9 protein-coding genes and 1 pseudogene are annotated in these 13,161 nt (G+C 34.0%); all 10 read left to right on the forward strand.

Translation table 11 applies throughout. The features are described from left to right. The first annotated feature begins 190 nt into the window (after positions 1 to 190). Positions 191 to 655, forward strand: coding sequence for an IS200/IS605 family transposase (gene tnpA, locus HMPREF0581_RS01010; RefSeq protein WP_036379574.1), 465 nt, complete (start codon positions 191 to 193; stop codon positions 653 to 655). A gap of 239 nt (positions 656 to 894) precedes the next feature. Further along, complete coding sequence (locus HMPREF0581_RS01015; RefSeq protein ID WP_036379577.1) at positions 895 to 1,101, forward strand: helix-turn-helix domain-containing protein; 207 nt, start codon at positions 895 to 897, stop codon at positions 1,099 to 1,101. Between the two features lie 25 nt (positions 1,102 to 1,126). Next, positions 1,127 to 3,439: a hypothetical protein gene (locus tag HMPREF0581_RS01020; protein WP_036379579.1), complete on the forward strand. Its 2,313-nt coding sequence runs from the start codon at positions 1,127 to 1,129 to the stop codon at positions 3,437 to 3,439. A gap of 74 nt (positions 3,440 to 3,513) precedes the next feature. Then, on the forward strand, positions 3,514 to 5,277 hold the full coding sequence (locus HMPREF0581_RS01025; protein ID WP_036379581.1) for a hypothetical protein: 1,764 nt from the start codon (positions 3,514 to 3,516) through the stop codon (positions 5,275 to 5,277). A 451-nt stretch (positions 5,278 to 5,728) separates the two neighbouring features. After that, positions 5,729 to 5,917: pseudogene (locus HMPREF0581_RS09070) on the forward strand (phospholipase D-like domain-containing protein); the annotation flags it as partial. 832 nt (positions 5,918 to 6,749) lie between these two features. Then, positions 6,750 to 9,173, forward strand: coding sequence for a CRISPR-associated helicase/endonuclease Cas3 (locus HMPREF0581_RS01030; protein WP_036379584.1), 2,424 nt, complete (start codon positions 6,750 to 6,752; stop codon positions 9,171 to 9,173). Continuing rightward, positions 9,152 to 9,826: a type I-C CRISPR-associated protein Cas5c gene (gene cas5c / locus HMPREF0581_RS01035; protein ID WP_036379779.1), complete on the forward strand. Its 675-nt coding sequence runs from the start codon at positions 9,152 to 9,154 to the stop codon at positions 9,824 to 9,826. Before HMPREF0581_RS01030 ends, cas5c begins: the two co-directional genes overlap by 22 nt. A 49-nt stretch (positions 9,827 to 9,875) precedes the next feature. Further along, on the forward strand, positions 9,876 to 11,672 hold the full coding sequence (gene cas8c, locus HMPREF0581_RS01040; RefSeq protein ID WP_036379586.1) for a type I-C CRISPR-associated protein Cas8c/Csd1: 1,797 nt from the start codon (positions 9,876 to 9,878) through the stop codon (positions 11,670 to 11,672). Then, positions 11,672 to 12,508, forward strand: coding sequence for a type I-C CRISPR-associated protein Cas7/Csd2 (gene cas7c, locus HMPREF0581_RS01045; RefSeq protein ID WP_036379589.1), 837 nt, complete (start codon positions 11,672 to 11,674; stop codon positions 12,506 to 12,508). Before cas8c ends, cas7c begins: the two co-directional genes overlap by 1 nt. After that, positions 12,498 to 13,160, forward strand: a complete 663-nt coding sequence (cas4, locus tag HMPREF0581_RS01050; RefSeq protein WP_036379591.1) for a CRISPR-associated protein Cas4 — start codon at positions 12,498 to 12,500, stop codon at positions 13,158 to 13,160. Before cas7c ends, cas4 begins: the two co-directional genes overlap by 11 nt. Position 13,161 lies beyond the last annotated feature (1 nt).

The following is a 13,161-nucleotide window of genomic DNA, read 5'->3' on the forward strand; positions in this document are numbered from 1 at the left end:
CAAATCTGTCATGTGCGATTTTCGTTGGTTCTGCTTTAGCAGAGGATTCGCCGAGCGATAGCGAGGTGAATCAATAAACCACCGGCTATGCCGGTGTGATTAGGATAGCTTTAGCTTCAAGAAAAATACCTCCAATGTTATCATGATGTTGGTTCGCCAACCATATCAAATAACAAAGGAGGTTGCCATCATGGATGACAAAAATACTCTAGCACACACAAGCTGGAGATGTAAATATCATATAGTATTTGCACCGAAGTATAGAAGAAAAGAAATATATGGGAAGTACCGAGTGGAAATAGGAAAGATGATAAGAATCCTATGCCAAAGAAAAGGTATCAACATTGTTGAGGCAGAGCTATGCCCTGACCATATACATATGCTTGTAGAAATACCGCCAAAGTATTCTGTGTCGCAAATAGTCGGATATTTGAAAGGGAAAAGTTCTCTTATGATATTCGATAAATTTGCAAATTTAAAATACAGGTATGGGAATAGACACTTTTGGTGCCGAGGGTACTATGTTGATACAGTAGGGAAAAACGAAAAGAAAATAGCTGAATACATACGTACACAACTTCAAGACGACATAGTAGATGATCAAATGACGCTGAAAGAGTATATTGATCCATTCACAGGAGAAAAGATGAAGTAGTCCTTTAGGACTTGTAGGAAAATACGTGCGGTTGGCGAATCTATTCAACGCATCTTAAGATGCAGCAGGTAAAAGGCCCTTATAGGGCCAAAACAAACCACCAGCTCAGCTGGTGGTTATGATTTTTTGGAAATTTAATATCAATATTTTCAATAAAAATAGAGTTATAACTATATTTTGCTTTGAATTTATGTTATAATGTAAAAGGTTTTTATATATTCGTGGAAGGTAGGTTCATCATGAAAGCTAATTATAAAAAACTATGGCATGTTCTGCTTGACAGGAATATGAAGAAGAAGGAATTGGCAGAGCTTGCAGGTGTCAGTACATACACGATTAATAAGCTCAATAAAAACGAGAATGTTACTGTGGAAGTCCTTGGGAAGATCTGTAGGATATTAGATTGTAGCTTAGATGATATTATGGAATTTGAAGATAAAGAATAAAATAATTTAAAGCAGGAGATAGGTTATGAAAAGCAAACGAAAGAAGATGGATAAGTTTATAAACTTTATGAATAACGCAAACGATTCAAACTACAGAGACAAAGAGGTGATAATCCGCCAATTTAATAAAAGTGTTAGGAAGTATAAACGATTTGATGAAATATACAATGCAGGAGATGAAGAGCATTCGTTTTCTAAGTTACATGAAGCTGGCACAATGCTTTATATGTGTTGTGAATGGGCATTAAAAAACTATTTGCATAGCAGATATGAGAAACAGCATCTTTTGAATGAAATCACAAAAAATGTTAAAGAAAGAAAAATAACTACATTGAGCACAAAGAAAGGTAATGTTAAGTATCTATTGGATGAATTAAAAAAAGTTGCTGATCCTAAAATCGCTTTAACAGATATTAACTGTATGCTGATACTTAATAATGCTAAAATAGTAAATAACTCTCCTAAACATGTTGGAACTGTTCCGGATCCCAAACTATATAAAGAATCTTTAGGAGAAGTGCGAAAAATTATAAAAATTTATGTGGATGAAAAAGCAGAATTAGATGTTATAGATGATTCCAGATATGGAGATGGTTGGTATGAAATACTCGAAAATACCTCGGATTTTAATTCGGCTTATTCTTATGTCTTGATTACAAAAAGAATAAGATCCTCATCGATTAAGGGATTGTTTTCTTTGAAATGGAATCTTGTGATTGATATGGATCCCGATAGTGATAAGGATGGACTTGCATACCAATATACAAAGGAGACGGGAATAAATCCAAAAGTACGTATTCTTGATTCGCTTAGTCAGAGAAAAAAATTCTCATATTCTAATATACCATATTGGATCATGGCGAATGGAGTTTATGATGATCCTAATTCTATTGCAGATTCTAAAAGTTGGAGCTCGGCACATGGTAAATATCTTATGAATGTGCTTGAAGAATTTCATAAGGTGTATTCTAAACCAGTAAAGGCGTTTGTATATCCTATGGAAGACGAAAAGAATTTGAGAAGAATAATTGATAGTTTTAATGATGCGTATGATGGCGGAGAAGAAATTGATTTTTGTGTTTTATCTGCGGAACAAGAATACAATTCTATCAATGAAGAAAATTTTAAAATATTGAATTTGTCTTTTTTGAATTTCTGTTCTCATCTTCACGAATATTTTCGGGATAGCATTTTTAATTCACATTTGCTTAAGAAAGAGATTCCAGCCAAAGAAAACAAACGAATTAATTTAGATGACAACTTTATTGCTGAATTAGAGGATTCTTTTGAAACAGTATTTATTGATATTGATCAAGAAGATGAAATAGACCCGACACGTTGTTGTAAGTTAAACTTCTACCAAGGGTTTCAAGTAATTAGTTGGTATGGATTAAGAGAAAATTTCGATGTAGTGTATCCTGGGTTAACTGATTTAAGAGCAAAAATTAATCGAGATATGAATGAGCGAGGAAGGCTTTTACGAAAGGTATGTTATTCACCCGGCATTGGAGGAACTACTTTGATGCGACGTCTTGCATGGGAATTTAGAGAAGCGTATCCTACTCTCATTTTAAACAGATTAAATGAACAAACGGCGAAAAATCTTCAAAAAATATACGACAAAACTCAAATGCCGATTTTAATCTTTGTAGACAATAACTGTGTTGAATTTGATGAAGTGAAGAACCTTCAGACAGAACTGAAACAACTTGGATTTGCTTTTGTAATTTGCTATTTTGAGAGAAAACTTAAAGGTGTACAGGGGAAGAAAGATGAAGGCAGTATTTACATGGTCATTGATAAGTTTGAGTCTCGTCATGCGGAACAAATGCAATCTAAACTTGTTGAAATGTTTGAAGATGATGAATTAAAAATCGAATTTAAAAACCGAGTTCAAGATCTTAATCCTGCTGAAAGGTATCCATTTATTCTTTCGATGTATGCTTTTGAAAAAGATTTTAAGGGAGTGAAACCGTTTATAGCCAGATTCCTTAACAATATGAATGATCAATCAAAAAAAATATTGTTCGCATTGTCTCTTGCGGATTATGGAAATACTTCGATTAGTACAAAATATTTTACTAATCTATATAATGACCAATCTGTAGATGAGTTTCTATTGAACAAGATTCCGGGAATAAATGAACTTGTGCGTATAGAGGAATTTTCAGGAAAAAAATCGATAAAAATACGGTATACATTATTTGGAGAAGAAATATTAACACAATTATCAAATGGGGAGCATGCAACAAGTATATCTTTTTTAAATCTTGTGGATAGTATTATAACTTTCATTGAGGATTCCAGAATAAATATACCACTGATCTCGATACGATAAAGCTTCTACGAGATCTGTTTATCTCGCGAAAAGCCGATGTAAATACTGAAAAACCCGCATTTTCCCTTCTCATTATGAAACTTCAAGAAGAGCATAGACTCATTTTAAATAATAGTTACGATTATTCTGTAGACGCAATAGTAAGGATTTTCAGTAAACTTGTTGAAGTTTATCCGGAAGAACCTCATTTTACCGCACACTTAGCAAGATTCTATTTTTATATTGAAAAGAACTATGAAAAAGGGTTCAGTAATATTGATGCGGCTATCGAATTATCTCAAGACCATGTAGATCCTTTATTATATCATATGAAAGCAATGGGATATTCATCGAGAATAGTAAATATGTATATCAAACAAGTTATTAGGGAGATTAGCGAGAATCCTTCATATGATATAACGGAATTGCAGGAAAAAATAAAAGATGATGCGGAGAATGCGTTTAAATATTTCAAAATTGTTCGAGATAGTAACATTGGTCTTGCAGGACACATATCAGAAATAAATCTATGTATTCAAATTGCGAATCTTTCGAAAAAGTTGATAGAGGAAACGGAAAACTTTACAATATACCTTTCTTCAGAGAGAGGAAAATGGGCGATGCAGTATATTGATAGAGCAGAGACATTATGGGATGAATGTAAGCAGATTGCTACAGATTCTGCCTCTGAAGACTTAGATGAAATCGAAAATAAACTTCGCTCTTTAACTGCGTCGCTTGAAGAAAGTATTGATATTTGGGAGAAGTATATTGTTGATAATGGAAATAGAGATTGTACTCAGGCAAGAAGAATTTTAGCAAGAATATATTCAAAGGCAGCTGAGACTGAAAAGAATTCAGAGTCTAGAAAAAATTACTTTTCTAAAATCGTAAGACTTATGGAGGATAATATTGCGGAAGAGAACCAACATATCGGAAATATTCGGATATGGTTTGATTCCGTTAAGTATCTTGAGTTTGATAACCAAGATCAACTTATTCAGGATGCAATAATTAAACTCAATAGATGGGTTAATCTTACTGATGCTGTGGAAGCCCATTATTATAGATTCATTCTTAAATTTATTCAGGCGAAAGATGGCAGTATGCTCGCAGAGCGAGAATTACCGAAATTATTGAAAGAAATGAAAAATAAGGCGATGAACAAATATAATAGAACTGCAGTACAACATTGGATTACGAATGAAGGAAAGGGGATAAATGCCTTAGAAAAAAAACGTAGAAATCTTCGAAGTTCTGTAAATGAAGAAGAAATGATAAAAAAACTCACTTCTTTTGTTGGCAGGATAAGTAATAATTATGTAAATGATAGTCATGCTTATATAAATTGGAATGGTGTTGAAATATTTTTTAATCCATCTGCAACTAAAGGGGAAATAAGCAAGAACAATATCAATCAAAGAGTAAAGTTTGGTTTAGGCTTTAGTTATGATGGTCCCAGAGCATATAACAGTTCTATTAAACTTATTACAGGTAATGATGATATTGATGATATTATTGATATGAAGAGAGAATTGGAAAGTGATGTAATTGTAAAATGTGAAGTGATTAGAAATATAGAATTTTATACGCAGGTTAGGATTATAGGCTTTGATGAAGAACTGGGAAGTATCCATATTGATGAATTAATGAAACCGTATTCGGCAGAAAATAGACCAGGAATTGGCATTATACTTGAAGGTAGAACTTTGCGTGAAAAGTTTGATAATGCTAAACAAACAAAGATTTGGGAAATCACAATGAATACAGTAAATTCAGAGGCGGAGCTTGAAGAAGAAACTGCGATGAGCATTGCATTTAAGAGAGCATTAAAAGAAAAGGATGTAGAAAATAACTGATACGTACTTTCTTTAAAAGAGTACTTCAATATCCCTTTTAAATAAAATAGATGTTTTTTGTCTGTTCATACTAATGAAAAGTTTTATATTCTATTAGAAACGTGAAGAAAACAAGTTGTTATTATTTAAAATTGTGTAAAAAGGAATTAGTTTGGTAGATATTTTTATGGAAAATGTAGGGTTAGTTTAGATGATGATTTTTAAGATAGGATGTGAAGTACTTTTGAAGTATTTTGAGCTAAAAACACCTATAAAAACTGCAAAAATATGGAATGGGTGCAAATGAAAGTCCTGTAAATGCTTATTTTATAATTGGTAGCAGGCTTTATATGAAGAGCTGGAGTAGTAATACCAATCCCTATAAACCGTAAGTTTAAGCGGTTGTAGGGATTTTTAAATTTAATTAGGATTATAGGACAAAAAGGTTGAAGATACTAAAGCTTTTGTACAGACACTGGAGAATTGCGGCATAAAGGTTATGCTTCAGGATCATATGCATGAACATTTTGCCATTATAGACTATGAAATAATATGGTACGGAAGCATGAATTTGCTTTCGCGAGCTAGGGCAGATGATAATATGATCCGAGTTAGGAGCAAGGATACAGTACAGGAATTATTGGAAATGACCTTTGAATAATGATAAAACGAGGTGCTGCAATTTTTGTGTACAGTAGATTTTAAACGATATGAAAATATAGAAAAGCGTATTAGATGATATGTAGAAAGAAGAAATTAGCCACTCGTAAAATGGGTGGCGCCAATACTAACAATCGTATTTTTGCACGACAAAAATACAATTAAAATGGTTTGTATTTTAATGCAAGAGATAATATTACATGCTATACTTTCCTTGCGGGTCAATGTTGCTTTTTCCGTAAATATAACGTCAAATACGTATATTTACGAAATTGCACTTAGTTTAAAAATTGCATAAAAAATAGCCGCCAAAGCGACTAGTGTTTACAAGAAAATGCTCCCAATGGAGGCAAACAGATACGGATAAATCCTTATAATATGGCTGTTGTTTTGCAAATTTAGATCTTTATGAGGCAATTATTTGCATGATTAAAAAATAAGAGTAGTAGTACAAGAAAGACTAATAATAAAATGTATTAATTTTAATGCAACAAAAGATCCGAGATGATATAATCACAGGTGAATTGGTGCATTGTCGTTCGTAAGTGCGTTAAAATCATATTTGGAGAAGAAATAGTGATTAAACTGGTAGCTAAGAAATTACAGAAGAAGCAAAATTAACTGCTTTGTTGTGATGATACAAAAGAATTTTTTAAAAGAATCTTCTGGAAAACTCAATTTATGCTGGATAGTTCGTAGTTGAGGAATTTTTAGCACAAACAATATGCGAAGAAGATATAGAAGAACGAAAAGTGGATGTTGAGACAGCATGAACGACTAAGCAAGCTTCAAGAAAGGAATAAGTGACTGTAAGCTTGAATATAGGGAGGGATATGAAATTTATTGCTCATATAAACGATGACAAAATGCAATCATGTGAGGAACATTCCCAAAATGCCGCTAAGTATGCAGGGGAATGTTTAAAGAACGTTAATCTTGAGAAAACAGGATATCTTGCGGGTTTACTTCATGATTGTGGAAAATTTACAGATGAGTTCTCTGATTATATAAAAAGGAGTGCACAAGGGAAATCAGTAAGAAAGGGATCAGTTATACATTCTTTTGCTGGCGTGTATTATTTACTTGAAAAGTTACGTTCAGGCAACGGATCACTAACAATTGTAGATGTTAGTGCAGAGATACTTGCTTATGCTATAGGCAGTCATCACAATATGTTCGATATTGTTGATATTAAGGATAAAAATGGGTTTGACCACAGGAGAGAGCATCAAATTGCGTATGAAGAAAAGGCAATAGATAATTTTAATACTAATTGTGCATGTGCCAATAAAGTAGACGAACTTTTCAAATCTGCGTGTAATGAGCTTCATAAAATCTGTACTGAACTTCGGGAGATATGTGAAAAAACCAATAAGAGTGCAGAACAGACAAAAAGTGGTAATATGGAATTAATGTTCTATATAGGCTTACTCTCGAGATTGGTATTATCTTCGGTTGTTGAAGGTGACAGAAGAGATACCGTCGAGTTTATGAATGGCGATAACTTGCAAGCAATAAACAGTTTTTCGCCTCAAAATTGGAAAAAGATGCTTGATTCGTTAGAAGCTTACCTCAACAGCAAAAAGACTGGTAATGAAATTAGTAAAGCAAGAACGGAGTTTTCAGAGCTTTGTTGTGATGCAGGCTCAAAATATACGAATGGGATATATCGGTTGAATTTGCCTACAGGTGCGGGTAAAACTTTGTCAGGTATGAGATTTGCATTAGCAAACGCAGTGAAATTTAATAAAAAAAGAATTTTTTATATTGCTCCGCTAATTAGTATTTTGGATCAAAATAGTGAAGAGATAAAGAGCTCTGTTGGAGCTGAATTTGACACAGAAGTTTTAGTTCATCATTCTGATCTTGTTAATTCCAGAGAAGAAAATGAAGACGAATTAGACACGAACGACTTATTGACAGAAACGTGGGACGCTCCAATAGTAATAACGACATTGGTTCAATTTTTGAATACGCTTTTTGATGGCAGATTATCTTGTGTGAGAAGATTTAAATCACTCTGCAATAGTGTAATAATCATTGATGAGGTTCAAACAGTCCCAAAGAGAATGCTCACATTGTTTAACTTGTCGTTAAACTTTTTATCGGAAATATGCGAGGCAACGATATTACTTTGCTCCGCAACACAACCTTGTTTACAGAATTTAGATCATGCTGCACATATAAAAAATGAAAAAATAATTCCATTGGATGTTGAACAAAGATTAAAGGATGTGTTCAAGCGTACAAATATAGTCGACAAAGGGAATTATAAGTTCAGTGAAATAAATAAGTTAATATGTGATCTTACAGCCGACAATAAAAGCCTGCTTGTAATCTGTAATAAGAAATGCGAAGCACAAAAATTAACTCTAGATTGCAATGAAATCCCTGAGGTTATTACTTTCCATTTATCATCTTCAATGTGTATGGCACATAGAGTTAATGTAATCGAACAAATGAAAAGTGCTTTAGAGAAAGGGCAACACATTTTATGCATATCAACTCAAGTTATTGAAGCTGGAGTTGATATGTCTTTCGAATCAGTTGTCAGGTTTCAAGCAGGAATGGATAACATTGTTCAAGCAGCTGGAAGGTGTAACAGAAATGGAGAGAGTACTGCTCCCAAAGATGTATATGTAATTAATTGTACTGATGAGAACCTTGAGCGTTTGGAAGAAATTAAACGGTCAAAAGCTGCGACACAGGACTTGCTCCATAGCTTCAAAGTTAATGAGCAAAACTACTGTAACGATTTAGCATCTGATAACTCGATAAATTTTTATTATGAGAGGCTTTTTAGTGGTGCCTATATGCATAAAAATGAGATGGATTATTACATTGAAAATTTAAAAACAAGCATCTTCAAATTACTGTCGATGGGGTTTGATAATGGTAACAATAAATATACATTAAGGCAAGCATTTGCGACCGCAGGCAAAGAGTTTGATGTTATCGATAGTGAAACTTTCTCGGTAATCGTACCATATGGCGAAGGGCGAGATATAATTACAAAACTATGTGGTTATGGTAGCAAGTCACAATTTGACTGTGGATATAAAAAGCGGCTGGTAAATCAAGCAAAGCGTTATTCAGTTTCACTTTTTAAATACCAGTTTGAAAGATTGCGTGGTATTGGTGCAATAAATGAAATAGTAAATAGTGGCATATATGCACTAGACGCAAATTATTACGATGATGCGTTGGGAGTATACGAAAACGGGGGTGGTATAAAATGCGATATTCTAATGTTGTAGATTTTGAGGTATATGGAGACTATGCGTTATTTTCAGATCCTGTTATGAGAGTTGGAGGAGAGAAATGCAGTTATCAAATTCCAACTTATGAAGCTATTAAAGGCATTTTATCTTCGGTGTATTGGAAGCCGACATTTATCTGGTATATAGATAAAATACGGGTGATGAATCAGATACAAACGGAGGTTAAAGGGATAAGACCGATAAAATACAATGGAGGAAATGATTTATCATACTACACTTATTTGAAAAATTGTAGATATCAGGTACAAGCGCATTTTGAGTGGAATGAGAATAGACCTGAATTAAACAAAGATAGGAATGAGAACAAGCATCATCAGATAGCAAAGAGGATGATCAATAAAGGAGGACGAAGGGATATATATTTAGGTGTAAGAGAGTGCCAAGGGTACGTAGAGCCCAAGAGATTTGGTGATGACGATGGGTATTATGATAAGTTGTCAGAGCTTGCTTTCGGAACTATGTATCATGGGATAACCTATGCAGATGAAGCATATTCTCCAGAGACAAGAGGCAAGATGACAATTAATCTTTGGAACCCAGTTATGAAGAATGGAATCATAGAGTTTATAAGACCGAATCAATGCAAGTTGAACAGAACAGTGAAAAAATATCAAATGAAATCATTTTGAGCAGGGAGATGAATTTTAGTGGATTTAGAGATTTTGAGGAGGTAAAATAATGAGCCTTTTGCAGCGAGCAATTGAAACATACGACTTCATGAATCAAAATAAATCGGTGGGAGTCTATGATTTGGGAAAAGAACCGCTGGCTCCGATTTCACATATCATAGCTAAAGGTCAAATATCAATAACCATTGATGAAAAAGGTTCTTTTATAACGGCAAGTAAATGTGACGAAAAGATTATAATTCCTGTATCAGAGGAGTCTGCTGGACGATCAAGTGGTATAAGAGCACACGCATTGTGTGACCAAATGCAATATATTACAAATATTTATCCTGAGAAGAACAGTATGTATATAGAACAATTAGAGGAGTGGTGTAATTCAGGATATTCATATTCTAAAATTGAAGCAGTATTGAAATACGTTAAAGTTGGTACGGCCATTAATGATTTAGATAACTCTGGTCTTTTACAACGTGATGGTAAGGGAAACATAGCAAATATTAAAGATATGATCTGTTGGATTGTTCTTGGGCTTGGTGATGACAGCGGACCAGTCTGGAAAGATATCAAACTTTTCAATAAATATTCAGACTACTATGTGAATGAAATCTGCGGTAATGCCAAACAAGAGATATGCTATATATCTGGAAATAGAGAAAGCGTAGCAAAACAACATCTGAAAGGTGTTGTTCCTAAATTCGGAAATGCAAAACTTATCTCCGCTAATGATAATACTAACTTTACATACAGAGGGCGTTTCTTTGAGCCGGATGATGCAATGGGTGTGGGATATATTTCATCTCAAAAGGCTCATAACGCACTGAAATGGATTATAGCTAATCAAGGCGTGTTAATTGGTGAAAAGACTTTCGTATGTTGGACTCCTCATGGTATTGAAGTTCCAGCTATTAATTTGCCGTTTGGATTTAAGGATGATGAAGAAACTTTTGAAATGAGTGAATATAGTAGTAAGTTAAGGCAATTCCTTTACGCATATGAACCCCTGAGAGGAGTAGATGAAAAGGCCGTTATAGCAATATTTGAGGCGGCTACGAGTGGACGGTTGTCTTTGTTGTACTATAAAGAGATAATGGGAGTCTACTATTTAGACCGATTGAGCGAATGGTATGAAACGTGCTGTTGGATAACCTATACAGGTAATATAGCATCACCGTCCCTTAATAAAATAACCATACTGTCACATGGAAACCAAAGAGGGAATGATGAAAATGCAAAAATGGATATTGATCCTCGAATAGAAGGACAGTTATTACAGCGATTGATTATTTGTAGGTTGGATAAAACCAGTTTTCCTAGAGATATAATGATGTGTCTAGTAAATAAATCAAATAATATGCAAACGTACAATAAAAATAATAGGAGAGATATACTATTTACAACTTGTGCAGTTATCAGAAAATATTGGAAAGATCATTATAACAAGGAGGTTCGTATGGTGCTTGATGAAAATTTCAAAGATCGAAGCTATCAATTTGGCAGACTTTTAGCAGTTCTGGAGAAAATTGAAAGAGATACGTATGATACTAATGAAAAAAGAGAACCTAATGCGATTCGTCTTCAATCGGTTTTTGTAAAAAGACCAGATTATGCATTTAAGATGATTATGGAACAATTAAAAAATGCATACTACCCGAAACTTAATCAAGGTTCTCGTGTGATGTATGAAAAGTTAATTGGACAAATTATGGAAGAAATAGCATTACATCCAATTAGTGAATATGGGAAACCATTGAATGAATTGTATCTTGTAGGGTATTACTTACAAAAAAATCATATGTACAAAAAACACACTAAAGATAAAAATGAAGAGAATAAGGAGATGGAGTAATGAATAAATTGGAAAATAAAATTGATTTTGTTGCACTTGTTACAGTTAATAATGCAAACTCTAATGGTGATCCATTAAACGGAAACAGGCCTCGCACTGATTACAATGGTTATGGGGAGATTTCCGATGTATGCATAAAAAGAAAAATAAGAAATAGAATGCAAGATATGGGATGCTGTGTATTTGTTCAATCGGACGAGAGATGTGATGATGGAGCAGGAAGTTTAAGAGAACGTGCAAAAAATCTAGAAAAAATAAAAGATTACGATAAGTTTTACGAGCAAGCTTGCGAAAAATGGCTTGATGTAAGAAGTTTTGGTCAAGTATTTGCTTTTAAGGGATTTGATTGCGCTTCTGTAGGTGTCAGAGGACCGGTTTCAATCCATCAAGCCGTTAGCATTGATCCTGTTGAAGTATATTCACAACAGATTACTAAAAGTGTGAGCGGTGAAAAAAAAGAAGGTAAAGGACGTGGAAGCGATACCATGGGAATGAAACACTTTGTGAAGTTTGGGCTTTACAAAATAAAGGGTTCTATTAATGTGCAATTAGCAGATAAAACTGGATTTTCGCGAGAAGATGCAGATCTTGTAAAAAATTGTCTAAAGACATTATTCGTTAATGACGCATCATCTGCAAGACCTGACGGTTCAATGGAAGTTTATAAGCTGTATTGGTTTGAGCACAACTGTAAAGATGGTCAATATTCGTCAGCGAATGTGCATAGAAGTATTGAAATAACATCAAAAGTTGATGTTCCTGAAAGCATTGATGACTACAATATTCAGGTTAATCGGTTACCAGGATTAGCAGTTGAAGAAATAAATGGAATCTAACGAATATTTAATGATTTCCGGTATACAGCACTTTCTATTCTGTAAGAGGCAGTGGGCATTAATTCACATCGAAAATCAGTGGAGTGAAAATTCATTGACTGCCGAAGGACGTATTATGCATAACAGAGTTCACGATGGAACAGTTCGTGACAACAGAAATGGCGTTGTTACTATTAGAGGTCTGCAAGTGAAATCTGATAAGTATAAGATTTCTGGGATCTGTGATGCTGTAGAATTTTTACCGGATGAAAATGGAATTAGTGTTTCAAAAATGAGTGGATTCCGTAGAGTGCGACCAATTGAATATAAAAGAGGGCATAGTAAGATTTCAGATTGTGATCGAATTCAGGTAACCGTACAAGCCATTTGCCTTGAAGGAATGCTTGCTTGCAATATTGACGAAGGGGCAGTATTTTATGGAGAAACGAGGAGGCGTGAAACTTTTGCAATAACGGGTGAACTAAGAGATACTGCGATTTCTGCATTGGAAGAGATGTGGGGGTACTATAATCGTGGACATACACCAAAGGTTAAACCAACCGCTAAGTGCAAAAAATGCTCATTGATAAATATATGTTGTCCCGATATCTTAAATAACCGCAAACAAGATGTTGATGCATATATTAAAAGATATATTTCTGAGGAACTTTGAG

Origin of the sequence: Mogibacterium timidum ATCC 33093 (genome assembly GCF_000525775.1) — a bacterium.
Lineage (GTDB): Bacteria > Bacillota > Clostridia > Peptostreptococcales > Anaerovoracaceae > Mogibacterium > Mogibacterium timidum.

What these genes read in the sequence shown, in the direction of transcription:
- cas5c (WP_036379779.1), top strand. Translation starts at nt 9,152, where the DNA reads ATGCGATATTCTAATGTTGTAGATTTTGAGGTATATGGAGACTATGCG.
- cas4 (WP_036379591.1), top strand. Translation starts at nt 12,498, where the DNA reads ATGGAATCTAACGAATATTTAATGATTTCCGGTATACAGCACTTTCTA.
- cas8c (WP_036379586.1), top strand. Translation starts at nt 9,876, where the DNA reads ATGAGCCTTTTGCAGCGAGCAATTGAAACATACGACTTCATGAATCAA.
- HMPREF0581_RS01020 (WP_036379579.1), top strand. Translation starts at nt 1,127, where the DNA reads ATGAAAAGCAAACGAAAGAAGATGGATAAGTTTATAAACTTTATGAAT.
- HMPREF0581_RS01030 (WP_036379584.1), top strand. Translation starts at nt 6,750, where the DNA reads ATGAAATTTATTGCTCATATAAACGATGACAAAATGCAATCATGTGAG.
- HMPREF0581_RS01015 (WP_036379577.1), top strand. Translation starts at nt 895, where the DNA reads ATGAAAGCTAATTATAAAAAACTATGGCATGTTCTGCTTGACAGGAAT.
- tnpA (WP_036379574.1), top strand. Translation starts at nt 191, where the DNA reads ATGGATGACAAAAATACTCTAGCACACACAAGCTGGAGATGTAAATAT.
- HMPREF0581_RS01025 (WP_036379581.1), top strand. Translation starts at nt 3,514, where the DNA reads ATGAAACTTCAAGAAGAGCATAGACTCATTTTAAATAATAGTTACGAT.
- cas7c (WP_036379589.1), top strand. Translation starts at nt 11,672, where the DNA reads ATGAATAAATTGGAAAATAAAATTGATTTTGTTGCACTTGTTACAGTT.